Origin of the sequence: Sphaerisporangium rhizosphaerae, from assembly GCF_042665155.1 — a bacterium.
GTDB lineage: Bacteria > Actinomycetota > Actinomycetes > Streptosporangiales > Streptosporangiaceae > Sphaerisporangium > Sphaerisporangium rhizosphaerae.
On record NZ_JBHTCG010000036.1, the window covers coordinates 67,964 to 87,953 of the forward strand.

19 protein-coding genes are annotated in these 19,990 nt (G+C 72.2%); 12 read left to right on the forward strand and 7 right to left on the reverse strand.

Going from position 1 to position 19,990, the window contains the following annotated elements; translation table 11 throughout:
• Positions 1 to 41: 41 nt before the first annotated feature.
• On the forward strand, positions 42 to 1,346 hold the full coding sequence (locus tag ACFQSB_RS34230) for an endo-1,4-beta-xylanase (protein ID WP_380830985.1): 1,305 nt from the start codon (positions 42 to 44) through the stop codon (positions 1,344 to 1,346).
• An 88-nt stretch (positions 1,347 to 1,434) separates the two neighbouring features.
• Positions 1,435 to 1,875, forward strand: a complete 441-nt coding sequence (locus tag ACFQSB_RS34235; protein ID WP_380830987.1) for a sterol carrier family protein — start codon at positions 1,435 to 1,437, stop codon at positions 1,873 to 1,875.
• Positions 1,876 to 1,938: 63 nt separating this feature from the next.
• Here the strand turns inward: ACFQSB_RS34235 and ACFQSB_RS34240 are convergent, their stop codons facing one another.
• The gene (locus tag ACFQSB_RS34240; protein WP_380830989.1) at positions 1,939 to 2,505 is read right to left on the reverse strand and encodes a DUF4190 domain-containing protein; all 567 of its coding nucleotides are present in this window, start codon (positions 2,503 to 2,505) and stop codon (positions 1,939 to 1,941) included.
• 198 nt (positions 2,506 to 2,703) lie between these two features.
• On the opposite strand from ACFQSB_RS34240, the gene purF reads away from it, so the two are divergent.
• Both purF and purM read left to right on the forward strand, forming a co-directional pair.
• Entirely contained in the window at positions 2,704 to 4,140 is a 1,437-nt protein-coding gene (gene purF, locus ACFQSB_RS34245; RefSeq protein ID WP_380830991.1) for an amidophosphoribosyltransferase, read from the forward strand.
• Positions 4,141 to 4,228: 88 nt separating this feature from the next.
• Complete coding sequence (gene purM, locus ACFQSB_RS34250) at positions 4,229 to 5,257, forward strand: phosphoribosylformylglycinamidine cyclo-ligase (protein WP_354853041.1); 1,029 nt, start codon at positions 4,229 to 4,231, stop codon at positions 5,255 to 5,257.
• Positions 5,258 to 5,491: 234 nt separating this feature from the next.
• Here purM and ACFQSB_RS34255 read toward each other — a convergent pair whose 3' ends face one another.
• Both ACFQSB_RS34255 and ACFQSB_RS34260 read right to left on the reverse strand, forming a co-directional pair.
• The gene (locus ACFQSB_RS34255; RefSeq protein WP_354853039.1) at positions 5,492 to 5,716 is read right to left on the reverse strand and encodes a DUF3073 domain-containing protein; all 225 of its coding nucleotides are present in this window, start codon (positions 5,714 to 5,716) and stop codon (positions 5,492 to 5,494) included.
• A gap of 150 nt (positions 5,717 to 5,866) precedes the next feature.
• Positions 5,867 to 6,973, reverse strand: a complete 1,107-nt coding sequence (locus ACFQSB_RS34260; protein WP_380830993.1) for a Glu/Leu/Phe/Val family dehydrogenase — start codon at positions 6,971 to 6,973, stop codon at positions 5,867 to 5,869.
• 194 nt (positions 6,974 to 7,167) lie between these two features.
• Between ACFQSB_RS34260 and ACFQSB_RS34265 the strand changes: the two genes are divergently transcribed.
• Together ACFQSB_RS34265 and bldC are read left to right on the forward strand one after the other, a co-directional pair.
• Positions 7,168 to 8,046: a hypothetical protein gene (locus ACFQSB_RS34265; protein WP_354853035.1), complete on the forward strand. Its 879-nt coding sequence runs from the start codon at positions 7,168 to 7,170 to the stop codon at positions 8,044 to 8,046.
• Positions 8,047 to 8,366: 320 nt separating this feature from the next.
• Positions 8,367 to 8,570 carry a developmental transcriptional regulator BldC gene (gene bldC / locus ACFQSB_RS34270; protein WP_013133571.1) on the forward strand — a complete coding sequence of 68 codons (204 nt, stop codon included), beginning with the start codon at positions 8,367 to 8,369 and terminating at the stop codon, positions 8,568 to 8,570.
• 390 nt (positions 8,571 to 8,960) lie between these two features.
• On the opposite strand, the gene ACFQSB_RS34275 is transcribed toward bldC, so the two are convergent.
• Positions 8,961 to 9,563 (reverse strand): TetR/AcrR family transcriptional regulator, encoded by a 603-nt coding sequence (locus tag ACFQSB_RS34275; RefSeq protein ID WP_380830995.1) that lies wholly within the window; start codon positions 9,561 to 9,563, stop codon positions 8,961 to 8,963.
• A gap of 259 nt (positions 9,564 to 9,822) precedes the next feature.
• Between ACFQSB_RS34275 and ACFQSB_RS34280 the strand changes: the two genes are divergently transcribed.
• From ACFQSB_RS34280 to ACFQSB_RS34295, 4 genes are all read left to right on the forward strand, one after another.
• On the forward strand, positions 9,823 to 10,911 hold the full coding sequence (locus tag ACFQSB_RS34280; protein WP_354929259.1) for a LacI family DNA-binding transcriptional regulator: 1,089 nt from the start codon (positions 9,823 to 9,825) through the stop codon (positions 10,909 to 10,911).
• A gap of 134 nt (positions 10,912 to 11,045) precedes the next feature.
• Positions 11,046 to 11,294, forward strand: a complete 249-nt coding sequence (locus ACFQSB_RS34285; RefSeq protein ID WP_354853027.1) for a hypothetical protein — start codon at positions 11,046 to 11,048, stop codon at positions 11,292 to 11,294.
• 107 nt (positions 11,295 to 11,401) lie between these two features.
• Complete coding sequence (locus ACFQSB_RS34290) at positions 11,402 to 12,274, forward strand: N-acetylmuramoyl-L-alanine amidase (RefSeq protein WP_380830998.1); 873 nt, start codon at positions 11,402 to 11,404, stop codon at positions 12,272 to 12,274.
• A gap of 74 nt (positions 12,275 to 12,348) precedes the next feature.
• A complete protein-coding gene (locus ACFQSB_RS34295; protein ID WP_380831000.1) occupies positions 12,349 to 13,998 on the forward strand; it encodes a beta-N-acetylhexosaminidase in 1,650 nt (549 codons plus the stop codon).
• Between the two features lie 24 nt (positions 13,999 to 14,022).
• Here the strand turns inward: ACFQSB_RS34295 and ACFQSB_RS34300 are convergent, their stop codons facing one another.
• The 3 genes from ACFQSB_RS34300 to ACFQSB_RS34310 all read right to left on the reverse strand — a co-directional run bounded on the left by ACFQSB_RS34300 (position 14,023) and on the right by ACFQSB_RS34310 (position 18,572).
• Positions 14,023 to 15,108, reverse strand: coding sequence for a quinone-dependent dihydroorotate dehydrogenase (locus tag ACFQSB_RS34300; protein WP_354853021.1), 1,086 nt, complete (start codon positions 15,106 to 15,108; stop codon positions 14,023 to 14,025).
• A 59-nt stretch (positions 15,109 to 15,167) separates the two neighbouring features.
• Positions 15,168 to 15,875: a GAF and ANTAR domain-containing protein gene (locus ACFQSB_RS34305; RefSeq protein WP_354853020.1), complete on the reverse strand. Its 708-nt coding sequence runs from the start codon at positions 15,873 to 15,875 to the stop codon at positions 15,168 to 15,170.
• A gap of 597 nt (positions 15,876 to 16,472) precedes the next feature.
• Positions 16,473 to 18,572 carry an MMPL family transporter gene (locus tag ACFQSB_RS34310; protein WP_380831002.1) on the reverse strand — a complete coding sequence of 700 codons (2,100 nt, stop codon included), beginning with the start codon at positions 18,570 to 18,572 and terminating at the stop codon, positions 16,473 to 16,475.
• 113 nt (positions 18,573 to 18,685) lie between these two features.
• On the opposite strand from ACFQSB_RS34310, the gene ACFQSB_RS34315 reads away from it, so the two are divergent.
• Together ACFQSB_RS34315 and ACFQSB_RS34320 are read left to right on the forward strand one after the other, a co-directional pair.
• Positions 18,686 to 19,171, forward strand: a complete 486-nt coding sequence (locus ACFQSB_RS34315) for a MarR family winged helix-turn-helix transcriptional regulator (protein WP_380831004.1) — start codon at positions 18,686 to 18,688, stop codon at positions 19,169 to 19,171.
• A 78-nt stretch (positions 19,172 to 19,249) separates the two neighbouring features.
• Entirely contained in the window at positions 19,250 to 19,798 is a 549-nt protein-coding gene (locus ACFQSB_RS34320; RefSeq protein ID WP_380831005.1) for an RNA polymerase sigma factor, read from the forward strand.
• The last annotated feature ends 192 nt before the right edge of the window (positions 19,799 to 19,990 follow it).

Genomic DNA, 19,990 nt, shown 5'->3' on the forward strand with positions numbered 1-19,990 from the left:
GCCCGGTCACCATCCCTCCCGACCCCCTGGAGGACGTCCCCATGCCCTCGCACGCCGGACCGGCCCACCCCGCCGACCCCTCGATCACCGAGCACCGCACCGCCGACGCCACCCTCACGGTCACCGTGGACGGGTCCCCGCTGGCCGGCCGGGAGGTGGTCGTGGCACAGCGCGGCCACAAGTTCCTGTTCGGATGCATCGGGTTCGACTTCATCCCGCTCGCCAACGGCGAGCTGTCCGCCGAGGAGCAGGCCGGCCCCGGCGGCGTCACCGGGTCGCTGGGCGAGGCCTCCGCCGCCCAGGCCGAGCACCTGGCCGAGCTGTGGTTCGACGTGTTCAACTTCGCCACGCTCCCGTTCTACTGGGGACGCTTCGAGACCGTCCGGGGCCGTCCCGACACCGAGCGGCTGCGCAAGACGGCGCGGTGGTTCGCCGACCGCGGCGTCCCGGTCAAGGGCCACCCGCTGGCCTGGCACACCGTGACGGCCGACTGGCTGATGGACCTGCCGAACGCCGAGATCGCCCGCGAACAGGCGGCGCGCATCCGGCGGGAGGTGGGCGGGTTCGCCGGCCTGGTCGACATGTGGGACGTCATCAACGAGGTCGTCATCATGCCGATCTTCGACAAGTACGACAACGGCATCACCCGCGTCTGCCGCGAGATCGGCCGCATCCCCATGGTGCGCATGGTCTTCGACGCGGCGCGCGAGGCCAACCCGAACGCCACGCTGCTGCTCAACGACTTCGACATGTCCGCCGCCTACGAGTGCCTGATCGAGGGCGTGCTGGAGGCCGGCATCAAGATCGACGCGCTGGGCCTGCAGAGCCACATGCACCAGGGCTACTGGGGCGAGGAGAGGACCCTCGCCACCATCGACCGCTTCGCCCGCTACGGCCTGCCGATCCACTTCACCGAGACGACGCTGGTGTCGGGCCACATCATGCCCGCCGACATCGAGGACCTGAACGACTACCAGATCCCCGAGTGGCCCTCCACGCCCGAGGGCGAGGCCCGCCAGGCCGACGAGATCGTGCGCCACTACAAGACCCTCCTGTCCCACCCGTCGGTCGAGGCGATGACGTACTGGGGCATGTCGGACGGCGGCTGGCTGGGCGCGCCGGGCGGCTTCGTCCGGCTCGACGGCACCCGCAAGCCCTCCTACGACGCGCTGCACTCGCTGGTCAAGGGCGAGTGGTGGCTCCCGCCCACCACGATGGCCACCGACGACCAGGGCCGGGTGCGGTTCAACGGCTTCCTCGGCGAGTACGAGGTGACCGCGGCCGGCCGGACGGCGGCCTTCCGCCTCGACGCGCCCGGCGAGGCGGCGGCCGCCGTCGCCCTGTGACGGCCGCCTTGAGGACGCACGCCCGTCCCGCACGGGCAGGCCGCCCGTGCGGGACGATCCGGCGCCCGGAGCCGCCATGATGGAAGGCGTGGCCGCTCGCAAGGTAGACGTGGAGAAGGTGCGGGCCGCGCTCGACGCGCAGCTCGCCGAGCTCGGGGAGCATCCCTACGACGGGCCGGCGCAGGGCGCGCCCGACGCCGCCGTGCAGGTGGTGCTGCGGGTCTACGACCAGGGCCTGCGGCCCGAGCGCGACGTCGCGCGCCTGGCCGTCCGGCACCTGCTGGAGCGCCTGGCCGAGCGGGCCCCGGGCCGGACGGTCGAGGTGCGCGTGCCGCCGTACGCGGCGGTGCAGTGCGTGGCGGGCCCCCGGCACACCCGCGGCACCCCGCCCAACGTCGTCGAGACCGACCCGCTCACCTGGCTCGAACTGGCCACCGGCCGCGTCGCCTGGCACGAGGCCATGGACGCGGGCAGGATCAGCGCCAGCGGCGCCCGGGCCGACCTGTCGGACCACCTGCCCCTGCCCTGAGCCCTGCTGCTCCCACCGAGGCCCGCCCAGGGCTCACGCGGGTCACCGGGGCTCTCCCGGGGGTCACTGGGACGGGTTCTCCACGTTCACGCCCAGCTTGCGCTCCACGCACTGCTGCACCTCCACCTGCGTGGGCAGGTTGAAGCACTCGCTGAAGTTGCCGAGGAACCACACAAAGCCGATGATCGCCAGCACGATCGTGAGCGCGCTCAGGACGATCCCGGCGATCGCGCGGCCCCGGTTGCTGTTCTTCGCCACCGCGACGATCCCGACGATCAGGCCGGCGATCGCCGTGAGCACACCCAGGCCGCAGATGAGCAGCAGGAACAGGCTGATGATGCCGAGCACGAGCGCCGCCGTGCCGAGCCCGCCGCCTCCGGGCGGGCGCTCTCCGTAGGGACCCTGGTAGGGCGGCGTCCCGTACGGCGGCGTCCCTCCGGGCGGCGTCCCCGGAGGCGGCCCGCCGTACGGAGGCTGACCGCCGTAAGGAGGCTGACCGCCGGTGGGCGGTCCACCCGGGTACGCCCCGCCGTGCTCACCGCCGTACGGAGGCTGTGCGCCTCCGGACGGCGTGCCGCCCTGAGGTTCCCCCCAGGGCTGGGAGGTGTTCGGGTCGCCAGGTGTCGTCACAGTGCGCTCTTTCGACCTGTATGGGCATGCCGGGTGCCACCACTCTCCCCCGGCGCGGTGCGCCCGGCCCGGCCGACACGGCAAAAGGCCGGAGATCTTTCCCCAAAGCGCCACGCGAAGGCCCCGTTCTCAGGGACGCCGCGCCTTGCGCGGACCCGGATTACCGGCAGCGGACAGGGCCAACTTAGACTGAAGCACGTGCTAAAAGGCGACGGCCGGCTCGGCCATGACCTTGACCCCCGTGACCGCGCGCCGCAAGACGCCTGTGGTGTCTTCGGCGTATGGGCCCCCGGGGAGGACGTCTCCAAACTCACCTACTACGGCTTGTACGCGTTGCAGCACCGCGGGCAGGAGTCCGCGGGCATCGCGGTGAGCGAGGGCAGCAGGATCCTCGTCTACAAGGACATGGGCCTGGTGGCCCAGGTCTTCGACGAGTCGGTCCTCGGCACCCTGCGCGGACACCTGGCGATCGGGCACTGCCGCTACTCCACGACCGGTTCCAGCGTGTGGGAGAACGCCCAGCCGACGCTCAGCTCTACCGAAGGCGGCGGTCTCGCGCTCGCCCACAACGGCAACCTGATCAACACTCCCGATCTGGCCCTGCGGCTGCCGACCGGGGCGATCAGGGCCACCACCGACACCGAGGTGCTGACCACGCTGCTCGCGCACGACCGCTCAAAGTCCATCGAGGACGCCGCGGCCGAGCTGCTCCCGCAGGTCAAGGGCGCCTACTCCCTGGTCTTCATGGACGAGAAGACCCTGTACGCCGCCCGCGACCCGCAGGGGATCCGCCCGATGGTGCTCGGCCGCCTCGAACGCGGCTGGGTGGTGGCCTCCGAGACCGCCGCGCTCGACATCGTGGGCGCGAGCCTGGTCCGCGAGATCGAGCCGGGCGAGCTGCTCACCATCGACGAACAGGGCGTGCGCTCGCGCCGGTTCGCGCTGGCCGAGCCCAAGGGCTGCCTGTTCGAGTACGTCTACCTGGCCCGTCCCGACACGACCATCGCCGGGCGCGGCGTGCAGGCCACCCGGGTCGAGGTGGGCCGCCGGCTCGCCAGGGAGCACCCGGTCGAGGCCGACCTGGTCATCCCGACCCCCGAGTCGGGCACCCCGGCCGCCATCGGGTACGCCGAAGAGAGCGGCATCCCCTACGGCCAGGGCCTGGTCAAGAACTCCTACGTCGGCCGCACCTTCATCCAGCCGTCGCAGACCATCCGCCAGCTCGGCATCCGGCTCAAGCTGAACCCGCTGCGCGAGGTCATCGCCGGCAAGCGCCTGGTGGTCGTGGACGACTCGATCGTGCGCGGCAACACCCAGCGGGCGATCGTCAAGATGCTGCGCGAGGCCGGCGCCACCGAGGTCCACGTGCGCATCTCCTCGCCGCCGGTGTCCTGGCCGTGCTTCTACGGCATCGACTTCGCCACCAAGGCCGAGCTGATCGCCGGCCACAAGTCCGTGGAGGAGATCCGCGCGTCCCTGGGCGCCGACTCGCTGGGGTACATCTCCCTGGAGGGCCTCACCGAGGCCACGACGCTGCCGACCGAGCGGCTGTGCCGGGCCTGCTTCGACGGCAACTATCCGATCCCGATCGACCGCGACAACGTCGGCAAGTTCGTTCTCGAGGCCAAGGCGTGAGCGCGCGACGCGCCACCATGCCCGAAGTGCCCCCTGTGTTCCCAGTGTTCCGCGTGTCCCCGGTCCTGCCGACCGGTGAGGAGGTCCGGTGACCAGCTACGCCGCGGCGGGCGTCGACATCGAGGCGGGCGACCGCGCCGTCGAGCTGATGAAGTCCCGGGTCGCCCGGTCGCGGCGGCCGGAGGTCGTGGACGACGCCAGCGGCTTCGCCGGGCTGTTCGACGTCTCGGCGCTGCTGCGGTTCAAGCGTCCGCTGCTGGCGACCTCGACCGACGGCGTGGGCACCAAGGTGATGATCGCCCAGGCGCTCGGCAAGCACGACACGATCGGCGTCGACCTGGTCGGCATGGTCGTGGACGACCTGGTGGTCTGCGGCGCCGAGCCGCTGTTCATGACCGACTACATCGCCTGCGGCAAGGTGGTCCCCGAGCGCATCGCCGACATCGTCGGCGGGGTGGCCGAGGGCTGCCGGCTGGCGGGGTGCGCCCTGGTGGGCGGCGAGACCGCCGAACACCCCGGCGCGATGGGCCCGGACGAGTACGACCTGGCCGGCGCCGGCACCGGCGTCGTGGACGCCGACCGGCTCCTCGGCCCCGACCGCGTGCGGGCCGGCGACGTGGTGCTGGGCCTGGCCTCCTCGGGCGTCCACTCCAACGGCTACTCGTTGGTGCGGCACGTCCTGCGCACCTCCGGCCTGGATCTCGCCTCCTCGCCGCCGGAGCTCGGCCGCACGCTGGGCGAGGAGCTGCTGGAGCCCACCCGCATCTACTCGCTGAACTGCCTCGCGCTCACCCGGGCCGTGGAGGTCCACGCCTTCGCCCACATCACCGGGGGCGGGCTGGCGGCGAACCTGGCCCGCTCGCTGCCCGCCGGGGTCGACGCCGTGCTCGACCGCTCGTCGTGGACGCCACAGCCGATCTTCGAGGTGATCGCCGGGTACGGCGGGGTGCCCCGCGAGGAGATGGACCGCACCTTCAACCTGGGCGTCGGCATGTGCGCGATCGTTCCCGCCGACGCGGCCGACCTCGCGCTGACCACCCTGCGCGACGCCGGCCAGGACGCCTGGGTGCTCGGCGAGATCGTCCAGGGCACCGGCTCGGCCCGCTTCACCGCCTGAGGGGCCAGGGCTCCGCGGCCGCCGGGCCACCGCCGGCGGCCGCCGGACCGCATCGCGTGACGCGAGGTCACCAAGGCGATCATGGGCCTGACGTCACGTGGCGGCGAAAGGCTCGAACACGACGAAGAGCTCCTTGCCGCTTGCGGCGGCAAGGAGCTCATTTCGGTGCGCGAATGAGGCACTCGGCGAGCCACTGCTCGCCGGGTGCCCTGCCGGCGTCAACCCGAAAATCGCCTAACGGCGACGGGACCTGTCGTCCTCGTCATCGTCGTCGACGTCACCGGCGTAATCGGCGTACCGATCGGCCAGCTCATCATCGACGACGTCATCATCGTGTCGGTTGGAGTCGTGATTGACTCCGAGCTCCTCGCGAAGACGGTCAAGATCGGTGCCGCCGCTGTTGTACTTGAGCTGGCGTGCAACCTTCACCTGCTTGGCCTTGGCTCGGCCGCGCCCCATCGGCTCGACCCCCTCATGCGGGGTCGTGCCCGACCCCTCGTCGCTAACGCTCCACGCGCTGACGCCGCCTGACTTCCGGCCCCAGCTCTCGTTCGACTACAACCGTACCTGTTTTGCGCGCTGCTCGGTACGCCGTATGGGCGTCCGCGGTCAGCGGCCCAGCCAAATACCCCTAAGCCGACCGACTTCCGACATTCTGCGCTCGGCCAGCCTATCGGCCGCGGCCGCCGGGGGTACCCCTTCCTCCTCAGCGATCGAAAAGATCTTCAACGTCGTATCGAAGATCTGCGTCGCCTTTACCCGGGCGCGGTCCATGTTGAACCCCTCGATCTCGTCGGCCACCTGGATCACGCCGCCGGAGTTCACGACGTAGTCCGGAGCGTAAAGGACTCCCCGCTCCGCGAGCTGCTTCTCCACGCCGGGATGCGCGAGCTGGTTGTTGGCCCCGCCGCACACGATCTTGGCGCGCAGCCCGGCGACGGTGTCGTCGTCCAGGGCCGCGCCGAGCGCGCACGGGGAGTACACGTCGATGTCGGCGAGCCTCATCGCGGCGGCGTCGGCCACCACCTCGACCTGGGGGTGACGGGCGCGGACCCGCTCGACGGCGTGCTCGCTGACGTCGCAGACCACGACCTCGGCGCCGTCCTCCAGCAGGTGCTCCACCAGCCGGTGGCCGACCTTGCCGACCCCCTCGACGCCCACGCGCCTGCCGCGCAGGGTGGAGGCTCCGTAGACGTACTGGGCGGCGGCGCGCATGCCCTGGAAGACGCCGTACGCCGTCAGGATCGAGGAGTCGCCCGCGCCGCCGTGGGCGACGGTGCGCCCGGTGACGAAGCCGGACTCCCTGGCGACGATGTCCATGTCCTCGCTGTAGGTGCCCACGTCGCAGGCGGTGTAGTAGCGCCCGCCGAGCGACTGGATGAAGCGCCCGTAGGCCCGCAGCAACTGCTCGCTCTTGTCCCTGGCCGGATCGCCGATGATCACGGCCTTGGCCCCGCCGAGGTCGAGCCCCGCCAGGGCGTTCTTGTACGCCATCGCCCGCGAGAGGTTGAGCACGTCGGCGAGGGCCGCCTGCTCGCTCTCGTAGGGGTAGAACCGCGTGCCCCCGAGCCCGGGGCCCAGCGCGGTGCTGTAGATGGCGATGATGGCGTGCAGGCCGCTGCGGTCGTCGGAGCAGAAGACGACCTGCTCGTGTCGCGGCGCCTGTCCGCTGGCTGGGCTCGGGTCCTTGTGGGACAGCCCGAAGACGTCGGTCACTTTGGTGACTCCCGGTCATTTCCGTCCGCCGCCTCATCGCGGCGGATCTGAGGAAACCACCCTATCCAGCCCGCCTCGAGGCTCACCATGATCGTCCACATCGCGACACGTCAGAGCCGCGGAGCGCACGCCACTCCCGCCGCGGCGGGGTTCTCACTCGCGTCCGCTCGCCGCTACGTGGCACCATTCGAGATGTGCTGCCCTACGCCGCCTATCTCCGCGTCTACGAGCCGTTGTCCGCGTTCACCGAACGCGAGCGCGCCTTCTGGGCGGCCTACGCCGACTCCAAGGACCGGCCGCGCCGCGCGTTCGCCCTTGAGGCCGAGCACGCGGAGGCCGTCCGGCGGCTGCTGGGCGTCTCGGCGCTGCCGGCGCCCGGCGGCGAGAGCCTGAACGCCTACCTTCGCCGCATCGAGGAGACGCTGTACGTCTGCCCGTGGCAGAGCAGGCTGCGCTCCTGGCTGGCCTTCGCCCGCTTCCGCGGCGCCACCCCGGTCAAGCTGGCCGACCGCTTCGTCCCCCGCGCCATCGCCGAGCAGACGGCCGACGACTTCGACCGCTACAAGCAGCAGGGCGGCTCCTCCTCGCTGAGGACGCACATCCGCACCAGCACCTGGCACATCCCCGCCCCGTGGTTCGTGCCGTTCGACTCGGCCGAGCGCTGGCTCGTCCTCGGCCGCCAGGAGGAGCCGGCCACCGAGCCGGCGGCGCCGACCACGACCGCCCCGGCGCGCAACCTGCTCTACGTCACCTCCATGGCCCAGGCCCGGCGCAGGGTCGCGCGGGCGCTGGTGGTCATCCGGCGGCACGTGGGCGAGGTGAGCACGCTCACCGAGGTGGAGGAGGTCGGGCGCTGGCTGGAGGAGTTCCATCCGCACTCGCTGGTGGAGCTCGACTACGGCGGCCTGGTGCACCTCATGGACGACGCCACGCTGCAGTCCGACCAGTCCGCCGCCGAGCTGGCGGCCGCGCTCACCGGACTGGACACGGGTCAAGAAGAACTGGCCTTCGCCATGTATCAGCGCGTGATCGTGCGCTGGAAGTCAATACAAGCCCTCGAATCGGCGAACTGAACCGCAAATCATGCACGTGACCTGCAAAAGTAGGTAACGGGAGTCACCAGCTCGCTTCTGCGAACTGAGTAGTTTGCCGTTTTCACTGCGATACCACGAAACGTGTCGCTAGAATCACCGAGCGTGACATCAACCCGTGGACAAGGCGTTGTGCTTACAGGGCTCGCCAATCGCTCTACGTGGCTGTATGGTCACATCGGGTGATACCACATATGGTCCAGAAAAATCCGTACTAATGGATCATTGAGGGACATCCGTGACAAGCGCCAACACAAGTCGCAGGATCGCTGTCGCCGGTCCACGGAGGAGAGGCCGCACAAATGTCAGCTCGTACACCCGAGGCCGAGCCACTGCTCACCCCGGCGGAGGTCGCCACCATGTTCCGCGTCGACCCCAAGACCGTTACTCGGTGGGCGAAGGCGGGCAAGTTGACGTCCATCCGCACCCTTGGCGGTCACCGGCGCTACCGGGAGACCGAGGTCCGTGCGCTGCTCGCGGGCATCCCGCAGCAGCGGTCGGAGTGAGGCGGAAGCCGCCAAGGTCCTAGGGGGGAGAACCGGCGCGCTCGCGTCATACATGTGAGTGAGCGCGTCCACAGAACCCATGATCGCGCCAGGCGGCCCGGGCCACCGGGGGATGAGATACCCCCGACTGCGCGTCCGGGCGACCACGATCGCGGCCATGGATCCGGTGTGAGCGGCGCCGCCCGCCCGGCGCCACCTCACCCGGTCATGCGGGTGCGTCCCGGTGGGAAACGGATTTAGGGCCTCCACCGCACGGAAGCCCTATCACCGTTCCCCGCACGCGCTCCGCCCTCGAACGGCCCCGCACCCCGCGCCCGGACAATGCCGACAGGGCTTCCCGCCCGGGCCTCCGCGGCCGGCGGGCCCGCCGGCGAACGCCGGCCCGTTCCTCTACTCTTCCGCCTCCCGGCCCCCGTCCTCACCCGGGAGGTCCGCGAGCGACACGCCGGTCCGGCCGTCGTGACGGGCGGCGACCTCCAGCAGCGCCACCATCTGCTCGACGAGCAGGCGCTCCAGCTCGGGCCGCTCGATGTCGCGGTTCTCCAGCCAGTCGAGCCCCGCCGTCTCCACCGAGGCGATCCACGCCCGCAGCGTCGCGCGCAACGCCGGGCTCGGCTCGCTCACCCGTAACTGGTTGGTGATCATCTTGAACAGGCGCCGGCGGACCCCCTCGACGATCTCGCCCACCTCGCCCGCACGGTTGGCCGGCCCGCCGCGCAGCAACGCCGCGAACCCGGCCGCGTGGTCCTCCACGAAGTCGAAGTAGCGGGTGAGCCCCGCGGCCAGTTCCTCGAAGGCGGTGCCGCCGTGCACGGGCCGCAGCCGCTCCTCCAGCTCCAGCGCCGCACTGCGCAACGCGGCGACGTACAGCTCCTGCTTGCCCCCGAAGTAGTGGTAGACCAGCGCCCGGGAGGCTCCGGCGGCGCTGGCCACGTCGTCGATCGAGACATCTTCGGCGTCACGCTTGCTGAACAGCTCCAGCGCGGCGGCCATGAGCTCCTCGCGGCGACGGTCCACGCTCAGCCGTCGCCGGACCGGGCGTCCGTCACCAGGATCGGCGCTGTCTCGCTCACCTGGGGCCCTTGATGTCGCACCCACAATGCGCACACTATCGAAGGCGGTGCCGGATAACGCGGCCCAAATGACCATCTGCCGAGCCGCGCAACACACCCGTACCCTCAACGCGACTCGATCGTTTGGTCTGACAGGTGCACATCCACTCAGCGTGGGGAGAACCATGTCAGGACCGTCCATGCAGGCGACCGATCGGTACCGTCCCGATCTCGGCACGGCCGAAGGAGGGCTGGGCGACGCCCAAGGGCCCCGTCCCCGGCCGACGATCCGGAACGTTGCAGAACGCGCGGGCGTCTCGAAGTCGCTGGTCTCCCTGGTGCTGCGGGGCTCGCCTCATGTCAGCGAGCACCGGCGCGAGGCGGTGCTGCAAGCGGCGCGGGAGCTCGGCTACCGGCCCAACGCGGTCGCGCGCAGCCTCGTCGAAGGACGCACCCACCTGGTCGGCGCGCTCGTCGCCGACCTGCACAACCCGTTCTACGCGGAGTTCCTCGACGGGTTGCAGGAGAGCCTGCACGGCGACGGGCTCCGGCTGCTGATCGGCAGCGGCCGCTGGGACCCGGCCTTCGAGGAGGAGGCCGTCGAGGCGTTCCTCGAGCTGCGGGTGGACGGCCTGGTGCTGCTCGGCGTCGCGCCGTCCAGCGAGACCCTGGCCGAGGCCGCCGCCTACACCCCGACGGTCGTCGTCGGCGAGCGCGACGTGGACCTCGACGGCGTGGACATCGTCGTGGACGACGACCAGCTCGGCGCGCGGCTCGCCGTCGACCACCTGGTCGAGCTGGGCCACCGGCGCATCGCGCACATCGAGGGCACCCCTTCCTCCTCGGCCCGCTTCCGCTGCGAGGGCTACCTGGTCGCGATGCGCAGGCACGGGCTCGCGCCGCACATCATGGTCGAGCACGGCGACTTCACCGAGGAGGGCGGCCGTCGCGCGGCTCGCGCTCTTCTGGAACGTACCCCCCGGCCCACGGCGATCTTCGCGGCCAACGACATCGTCGCCCTCGGGGTGCTGGTCGCGGCGAGCGAGCTCGGCCTGCGCGTCCCGGAGGACCTGTCGGTGGTCGGGTACGACAACACCCACCTGGCCGCGGTGCACCACATCTCGCTCACCTCGCTCGACCAGCCGAGACGGGCGATGGGCAGGTCGGCCGCCGCGCTGCTGAGCGACCGCATCACCGACCCGGGCAAGACCGCCCGGCTGCGCCAGGTGACGCCGCGCCTGGTGGTGCGGCACAGCACCGGCCCGGCTCCAAGTGATCCCCAAGGCTAGGTCAACATCCGAGGGATCGGCACCGTCCCCGTGTTGACTCGTAGCATGGCGCCGGCCCCGGCGCGCCGGACCGGTCCATCGGCCCGCGGCTGTCACGGGGGCAGCGGGCGGCCGGCGTCCGAGCGGGGGTAGACATGCGTGATCCTGAACTGGTCTCCTGCGCCCAGCGGGCGGCGGCCGAACTCGAACGTGCGTGGGCCCACTGGCGGGCCGCCCGCGGCAAGGACCAGGAGGGCGCCACCGAGTCGGTCGCCAGCTACGTCGCCCATTCCATCGACCACCCGTGGGGCCGGCCGCGCGTCGTGCTCGGCCTGGACGCCGAGGACGCGAGAGAGCTGGCCGCGCTGCTGCAGAGGCAGAACCTGGGCGAGCCCGCCTGGTGATCCTCCGGCGATCCCCGGGCGGTCGCGCCGGTTGCCGCATACCGGCCGGTCCATCGCGGCGTTGCGCGTAAGTTGGAGGCGGACGGTCGTCGGCGAAGGGGATCAACGTGACCGGTCGAGCAATGGCCATATCGCTCCTGGCCCTGTGCGGGCTGGGCGTCACGGCGTGCGGCGCCACCGGCGCCGCGGCCACCGGGGCCGACGCGCGAAGCTCCGGCGCGCAGAGCTCCGGAGCGCCCGCGACCGCGCGGTTGAAGAGCGTGTCGGCCGAGCCGGGCGCGTCCTCGGCGCGGGCCGCGACCGACACCGCGACGCCCGCCCGTCCCCTCGCGGGCAAGGTCATCGTCATCGACCCCGGGCACAACGGCGGCAACTACCGCCACCCCGAGGTCATCAACAAGAAGGTCAACGTCCTCACCCAGTGGAAGCCCTGCGACACCACGGGCACCGCCACCAACGACGGCTACTCCGAGGCCGCCTTCACCTGGGACGTCGCGAGTCGCATGGTCAAGCTGCTGAAGGCCAAGGGCGCCACCGTCCGGCTGACCCGCGACGGCAACTCCGGCGTCGGGCCGTGCATCACCCAGCGCGCGGCCATCGGCAACAAGGCCCACGCGAACGCCGCCATCTCGGTGCACGCCGACGGCGCCCCCGCGTCCGGCCACGGCTTCCACGTCATCATGCCGAAGAAGATCAACGGGCCGGTCGACCCGGTCGTGGCCCGGTCCAGGAAGCTCGGCCTCGCGCTCCGGGCGGCCTACCACGAGGGCACCGGCATGCCGTACTCCACCTACATCGGCAAGAGCGCGCTCGACTTCCGCAGCGACCTCGGCGGGCTCAACCTGTCCACCGTGCCGAAGGTCTTCATCGAGACCGGCAACATGCGCAACGCGGGCGACGCCGCCAAGTTCAGAGACCCGCGCTTCCGCCAGCGCGTCGCCGCCTCCTTGGTCGACGGCCTCGAGCGCTACCTCGGCTGAGGTCCTTCCGGCGCCGCGGCGAGCGGCGCCCGCCCACCTCGGCCCGATCATGAGCGGAATGGCATGATCTGAGAGTGGTCGATCTGATTCCTGGCCCTCGTCTGGTGCGCCCCGCTCCCGGCTCGTTCGCGTTCACGCCCGGCGGCCTGGTGTCAGGCCCGGCGGAGCTGACCGGCGCCGTACGGCGGGCGCTGGCCGTGCTCGACCTCGCCGGGGCGGCCGGAGGCGCTGAGACGGCGTCTGGGGCCGCTATCACCGTAGAGCGGGACGAACACCTCGCCGCCGAGGCGTACGCCGTCACAGTGACGCCTGAGGCCGTGCGCATCGTCGCCGGGGACGCCGCGGGCGCGCTGTACGCCGGGCAGACGCTGCGCCAACTGCTCCCCGCGGCGGCGTTCCGGTCGGCGGCCGTGCCGGGCACGGCGTGGACGGCGCCCTGCGTGCACATCGAGGACGCGCCGCGGTTCTCGTGGCGGGGCGCGCATCTGGACGTGTCCCGGCACTTCCTGCCCAAGCGCGAAGTGCTCCGCATGATCGACCTGCTGGCCGTCCACAAACTGAACCGCCTGCACCTGCACCTGGCGGACGACCAGGGCTGGCGCGTCGAGAGCCGGGCCTACCCTCTGCTGCACGAGATCGGCTCGCACCGCGCGCGCACGACCACGGCGCACTTCCACGGCGAGCAGCGGTTCGACGGCACCCCGCACGGCGGGTACCACACCCTGGCCGACCTGGCCGAGATCGGCGCCTACGCGCGGGCCAGGGGCGTCACCGTCGTCCCCGAGATCGACGTGCCCGGCCACGCCTCGGCCATCCTGGCGGCCTACCCGCACCTCGGCGCCGACCCCGCCGCCTCCCACGAGGTGCTCGACCGCTGGGGCATCTCCCCGGCGATCCTGTCGCCGCTGCCCGGCACCGTGGAGTTCCTGGCGGCGGTCTTCGCCGAGATCGTCCAGGCCCTCGGCGAGGTGCCGTACTTCCACATCGGCGGCGACGAGTGCGTTCTGGACGACTGGGCGTCCTCCGCCGAGATCACGGCGTACCGCGAGTCCCTGGGGCTGGACACCCCCGCCGAGCTGCACGCCCGTTTCCTGCGCGAGCTGGCCGACGTGCTGGCCGGGCTCGGCTGCCGCGCGGTGGTGTGGGACGAGGCGTTCGTCAGCGGCGAGCTGCGGGCGGACACGATCGTCATGCCCTGGCGCGGCATGGGCGTCGGGCGGCGCGCCGCGGCGGCCGGTCACGACATCGTGGCGACCCCGGTGTTCCCGCTGTACTTCGACTACGCGGAGGCGGCCTCGCCGGAGGAGCCCGTGGCCATCGGCGACACGGTCACCGTGGCCGACGTCGCGGCGTTCGAGCCGGTGCCGCCGTCGTGGACGCCGCAGGAGGCCGGCCGGGTGCTGGGCGCGCAGTTCCAGCTGTGGACCGAGCGCATCCCCGACGGCCGCACGCTGGACTACCGGGCCTGGCCGCGCGGCTGCGCGCTGGCCCAGATCACCTGGTCGGGCCAGGCCGCCGGCTTCGCGGCGGCGCTGCCCGCGCACCTTTCCCGGCTGGATGCCTACGGCGTGGAGTACCGGCCCGTGGAGGGTCCGAGGCCGTGGCAGCGCGGCGGCACGGGCGACCGGCGGCACCGTCCCGGGGCGGTGCCGGTGGCGGAGGTCATGCGGCGCCTCGAGGAGATGACCCACGAGGCCGACTCCACCCGCCCCAGCCTGGGCTGACCACCGCCCCTCACCGGCAGGGCGTCAGGCGGCCCGCTCGCGGCCGACGCGGCCGACCAGCTCACCGACGGCGGAGTAGCCGTGGCGGCGCATCCGGCGGGCGAGCCCCCGGTTGATCCGCCAGGCCCACAACGGCCCCTCGTAGATCATCGCGGTGTAGCCCTGGACGAGGGTGGCGCCGGCCAGCAGCCGCTCCCACACGTCGTCGACGCTCTCCACGCCGCCCACCGACACCAGCGCCAGCCGGTCGCCGACGCGGGCGTACAGCCTGCGCAGCACCTCCAGCGAGCGCGCCTTGAGTGGACGCCCGGACAGGCCGCCCGCCTGCGCCGCGCCGGCCGCCTCGGCGTCGGACAGCCCTTCGCGGCCGATGGTGGTGTTGGTGGCGATGATGCCCGCGAGCCCCAGCTCGACGGCGAGGTCGGCGACGGCGTCGATGTCGTCGTCGGCCAGGTCGGGGGCGATCTTGACCAGGAGCGGCGTGCGCCCCGCGGCCCGCCGCACCTGCGTCAGCAGCGGGCGCAGCACCTCGACGGCCTGCAGGTCGCGAAGGCCGGGGGTGTTGGGCGAGCTGACGTTCACCACCAGGTAGTCGGCGAGCGGGGCGAGCCTGCGGGCGCTCGCGACGTAGTCGCGCACGGCGAGCTCCGGGGGGATGACCTTGGTCTTGCCGATGTTCACCCCCACCACGACCGGCAGGCTCCGCGGGCGGCCCAGCCGGCGCGCGGCGTGCTCGGCGCCCCGGTTGTTGAACCCCATGCGGTTGACGACGGCCCGGTCTGCGACCAGCCGGAACAGCCGCGGGCGCGGGTTGCCCGGCTGGGCGTGGGCGGTGATCGTGCCGACCTCGACGTGGCCGAAGCCGAAGGCGGCCAGCCCCTCGACGCACGCGGCGTCCTTGTCGAACCCGGCCGCGAGCCCGAAGGGGCTGGGGAAGTGCACGCCGAACGCCTGGACGCGCAGCGCCTTGTCGCGCGGCGCCAGCCTTCGGTGGAGCCGGCGCTTCACGACGGGGGCGAGCGAGAGGACCCGGAGCGCGCGGATGGTCAGGTGGTGCGCCTTCTCGGCGTCGAGCCTGCGGAGCACCAGCGCGAAGAGCAGTCGATACATCACCGCCCAGGGTATCCGGGTTCGGCCCGGCCGGCGTCCGGCCGGGGCCGGCCGGACGCTCAGCCTCCCGGAGGCGTCTGCTCGCCCAGGATCTCGGCGGCCAGGTCGGCGACGCGGCGGCGGCTGTCGCGGGCGCGCTTGCGCAGGCCGGTGAACGCCTGGGCCGCCGTCAGGTCGTGCTTGCCCATGAGGTAGCCGATCGCCCGTTCGATGACGATGCGGTAGTCCAGCGCGTATTGCAGCTGATCGGCCAGCGCGCTCTTCTCCTCGGCCTTGACCGCGGCGGCCAGCACCTCCTCTATGACGTGGGCGTAGGCGAGCAACGCCTGGGTGTCGGACTCCTCCCAGTCGTGCGGTTCGGCCTGGTACACGTTGAGCGTGCCCACCGGGCCGTCCCCGAGCCGCACAGGCACGCCCGCGACCGCGCGCACGCTGGGATGCAACAACTCGGCGAGGTCGGGCCATCGCTCGTCCTTCTGGACGTCATAGGTGGTCACCGCGGCGTTGGTGAAGAACGCCGACACGCACGGCCCGTGGCCCACGGCGGCCTGGGCATGCTCCAGGCTTTTGCCGGCCTCGTCCGTGGTCACCAGGTAACGCAGCGCCTTGCCCTCGTCGGCGAACATCAGACCCGCTCCGGCGTAGCCGAACAGCCGGTCCACCACGCGCACGATGCGTTCCAAGTGGTGCACGACCCCGGTCGCCTCCGAGGCCTTCTGCACCCCTCTGAGGCTTGCGACCAGAGCCTCCGGATCTATACGTGTCATTTCCCATCCTCTTGTTACCTTCGCCCCTGCGCCGGCGCGGTCATGGAGAGGCATGCGTTTTCGCATTGCTTCTGCCCGAAATCGGGCACAACAGTCCAGCTTTCGCGGACGCCGAAGAGCGACAACCCGAAATACCCGGACGGCGTGGCGGTCCGGAGCGGGAATCAGGTACGCCGAACACACCGTCTGACGGACGGGAATGATCGACGAGCGCGGCCGACGGCATGCGGAGCCTCAGCGCGCTTGACATGGTCAACGCCGGTGCCAATGGCGGTGCCACCTCCATATGAGGAAGCTCCGCGGACACAGGGCGGAATGATCTGCGGCAAAGCGTAGTGCGGCGCGATGACTAGAGCCAAGTGGTTCGCACACCTGGTGGAAAGAATCATCGTGGCCGATGCGCCCGTCACGGCTCGTGCGGCTCGCGCCGCCCGCGCACCGCGACGCGGGGCTCCTGTTCAGCCTACGCAAGACAGGGCACCACCTCGTCCACGTCGCGGAGGAGGTGGTGCCCTGTATTGGGGCGGCCAGGCCCGCCGACCGGCCCACGAACCGTCAGGGGCCGCGGATCTCGCCGGGGGGGCGGCTGTTGGACCGTTACCGGACGGACGCCTCGTGGACGTGGCCCTCGCGGCCGGCCTCGGGCGCCGTCCGCCCCGGCGTGCCGGGCCACCAGAACCGCTCACCCAGCAGGGTCACCAGGGCCGGGACGAGCACGCTGCGCACCAGCAGCGTGTCCAGCAGGACGCCGAAGCCGACGATGACGCCGATCTGGGTGAGGGTGATCAACGGGAGCACGCCCAGCACGGCGAACACCGAGGCGAGCAGGATCCCGGCGCTGGTGATCACGCCGCCGGTCACCGCGAGCGCCGCGACGATGCCGCCCCTGGTGCCGAGCTCCGGCGTCTCCTCTCTGGCCCGCGTGGTCAGGAAGATGTTGTAGTCGACGCCGAGCGCCACGAGGAACAGGAAGCTCAGCAGCGGCACGCTGAGGTCGAGGGCGGGGAAGCCGAAGAAGTGGGTGAAGGCGAACCATCCCGCGCCGAAGGCCGCGGCGAAGCTGGCGACGACCGTCAGCACCAGGGTCACCGCCGCCACCACCGACCGCAGCAGGGCCAGCAGCACCAGCAGCACCACGGCCAGCACCAGCGGTATGACCAGCCGCTGGTCACGGGCGGCGGCGTCGCGGTCGTCGAGGTCGGAGGCCTCGGGGCCGCCGACCACCGCCTGTGCTCCGGGCACGGCGTGGACGGCCGCGCGCATGGCTCTGATCGCCGCGAAGCTCCGCTCGGTGCCCGGCTCGGCGGCGAGCACCGCCTCAGCCCGCGTGTACTGAGGCGTTCTCTCCACGATCGTGACGCGGGGACTCCCCGGGATGCCGGCGGCCGCGGCCCGCACCTGCTCGGCGGCGGCCGTCCGGGAGATGATCACCACGGGCTGCGCGCTGCCCGCGGGGAAGCCGCGGGTCAGGGTCTCCTGGCCGGCGATGGCCTCCACCCGGTCGCGGAAGCGCTCGGTCTGCGCCAGGCCGCTGCGCACGCCGAACGTGCCGGCCGCGAGCACGGCGAGCAGGCCCAGGCTGACGGCGGCCATCAGGGCCGGGCGCCGGGCGACCGCGCCGCCGACGCGCGCCCACGGCCCGGTGCGTGCCGGGTCGTCCTGCCCGGCCTTCGGCGCGAACGGCCAGAACAGCCCGCGGCCGAAGCACACCATGGCGGCGGGCAGCACCAGCAGGGCGTAGGCCACGGCGGTGACGATGCCGATCGCCCCGGCCGCGCCGATGCTCCTGTTGAACGGCGAGAGCGCGAAGGCCAGCGTGCCGAGGGCGAGGGTCACGGTGGCGGAGCTGGCCAGGATGGCGGGGGCGGCCGAGCGGACGGCGCCGGTCATGGCCGTGTGCCGGTCACCGTGCAGGCGGAGCTGCTCGCGGTAGCGGGCGATGAGCAGCAGGGCGTAGTTGGTGCCCGCGCCGAACACCAGCACCGAGGTGATGCCGATGGTGGAGTCGTCCACGGTCAGCCCGGTGGTGCGGGTCAGGACGGTGACGACCTTGGCCGCGACCTGGTCGGCCACGCCGATCACGCTCAGCGGCACCAGCCACAGCCAGGGGCTGCGGTAGGTCAGCAGGAGCAGCAGCGCGACCACCGCCGCCGTGACGGCGAGCAGGGTGGTGTCGGCGCCCTGGAAGACCGCGGCCAGGTCGACCTGGAAGCCCGCCCCTCCGGTCACCTCGACGCGCGCCCCCGCGGGCAGCCCGTCCCGGCCCACGGCCCGGATCTTGCCGACCACCTCGGCCAGCCGGGCGTTCGACAGGTCCCCGGCCAGCGGCACGGTGAGCAGTGCGACGTCGCCCTTGCCGGAGTAGACGGGCGGCGGCGTCCGCCCGCCGACGGCCAACGCCGCCAGCTCGCGGGCGTCGGAGCCGACGGCGGCCCGGTCCTGGCCGGTCAGCGCGCCATCACGGCTGTAGACGACGAGGGCGGGCAGCACCTGGCCGCTCGGCAGCTCCTGCCGCAGGCGGACCACGGTCGCCGACTCGGCTCCCTTGGGCAGGGCGGCGGCGGGGTCGGTGTCGACCTCGGCCGCGCCGCCGAACGCGAGCGCCAGTCCCGACAGCAGCAGGGCCACCGCCAGCGTCGCCCACTTGCCACGGGCACCCCACAGCGCCGTCCAGCCCATATGCTCTGGTCGTCTCATCGCGGTCGTCCCATCGCAGTCGTTTAAGTGGTGGAATATTTCTACGATGGAAAGATTAGGTCGCGAGGAGCTCCCCGGCAACCGCCCGCGCACGCGACGACAAGGAGGCCACCGTGAGGGCAGACCAGCCCGGCGGCGACGCCGCGAGCCCTCTTGAGCTGATCACCATGATGCGGCGGCTCAACGTGGAGCTGGACCGGTTCGTCGAGCGGTTCGCCGTGGACCACGGCCTGCACCGCACCGACCTGAACGCCGTCGTGGTCATCATGGACGCGGCCCGCGACGGACGGCCCCTCACCCCCGGCGCCCTCGGCGCCGCGCTCAACCTCAGCGCCCCCGCGACCACCGCGCTGCTGAACCGGCTGGAGCAGGCCGGCCACGTCCAGCGCACACGCAGCGAGACCGACCGCCGCAAGGTCGAGCTGGCCCTGCAGGCCCAGGCCATCGCCCTGGCCAAGGAGTTCTTCACCCCGCTCGCCCAGCACCTGTCGGCCTCGCTGGAGGAGTTCGGCGACGCGGAGCGCCAGGTGATCCACCGCTTCCTCACCTGCAGCATCCAGGCCTCCGTCGCCGCCCGCGGCGCCTCCGCCGTCGACTGAGGTCCCTCCACGCGGCCGCGTCGCCCAGGTTCTCGCGCGGGGACGGTAATCGGGGGCCGTCTGGAGGGACTACTGGTCGTGGACGATCCCGAAGAACGATTCACCGCCCTCTACGACCGGCACTACCGGAGCGTCCTGGGCTACGCCCTGCTGCGCGCCGAGCACGCCGTCGCTGAGGACGTCTCCAGCGAGACCTTCCTGATCGCCTGGAGACGGCTGGACGAGCTGCCCGAGCCGTCGCTGCCCTGGCTGCTCGGCGTCGCACGCAACCTTCTGGCCAAGCAGCGCGACTCCGGCCACCGGCGCCGGGCGCTGGTCGAGCGCGTCGCGGCCCTCACGACCGCGCAGGACCACCAGAGCTGGGACGTCGCCGAGCACGTCGTGGACAGGGAGGCCGCGCTCGCCGTGCTGGCCTCGCTGTCCGAGCAGGACGTGGAGGCGCTGGCGCTCGCCACCTGGCACGGGCTGCCGCCCGACCAGGCCGCGGCCGTCATGGGCTGCTCGACCCGCACCTACAACGTCCGGCTCCACCGCGCGCGCAAGCGCCTGCGCAAGGCACTGCGCGCCGAGCCGCCCGCGCGTCCGCACCCGCGCGCCCCCCATGGCCGGTTCCTGGAAGAGGCCTGATGCCGCACCCCTCAGCACGCCCGCACAAGGAGCACGACGTGACCGACCAGATGTTCGCCCGGCTCAAGCCCTCCGTGATCGACGAGCTGACCGAGGAGACCTACCACCGCCGCCGCTCCGCCGACCTGGCCCGCGCGCTCGCCGCTCCCCGGGCGGCCGGCGCCCCGCCCGCCCGGCGGCCGTTCCGCCGCG

Coding starts and splice junctions, on each gene's coding strand:
- ACFQSB_RS34230 (WP_380830985.1), top strand. CDS start 42: ATGCCCTCGCACGCCGGACCGGCCCACCCCGCCGACCCCTCGATCACC.
- ACFQSB_RS34305 (WP_354853020.1), bottom strand. CDS start 15,875: ATGACACGTATAGATCCGGAGGCTCTGGTCGCAAGCCTCAGAGGGGTG.
- ACFQSB_RS34310 (WP_380831002.1), bottom strand. CDS start 18,572: ATGAGACGACCAGAGCATATGGGCTGGACGGCGCTGTGGGGTGCCCGT.
- bldC (WP_013133571.1), top strand. CDS start 8,367: ATGTCAGCTCGTACACCCGAGGCCGAGCCACTGCTCACCCCGGCGGAG.
- ACFQSB_RS34285 (WP_354853027.1), top strand. CDS start 11,046: ATGCGTGATCCTGAACTGGTCTCCTGCGCCCAGCGGGCGGCGGCCGAA.
- ACFQSB_RS34300 (WP_354853021.1), bottom strand. CDS start 15,108: ATGTATCGACTGCTCTTCGCGCTGGTGCTCCGCAGGCTCGACGCCGAG.
- ACFQSB_RS34280 (WP_354929259.1), top strand. CDS start 9,823: ATGCAGGCGACCGATCGGTACCGTCCCGATCTCGGCACGGCCGAAGGA.
- ACFQSB_RS34275 (WP_380830995.1), bottom strand. CDS start 9,563: ATGGCCGCCGCGCTGGAGCTGTTCAGCAAGCGTGACGCCGAAGATGTC.
- ACFQSB_RS34255 (WP_354853039.1), bottom strand. CDS start 5,716: ATGGGGCGCGGCCGAGCCAAGGCCAAGCAGGTGAAGGTTGCACGCCAG.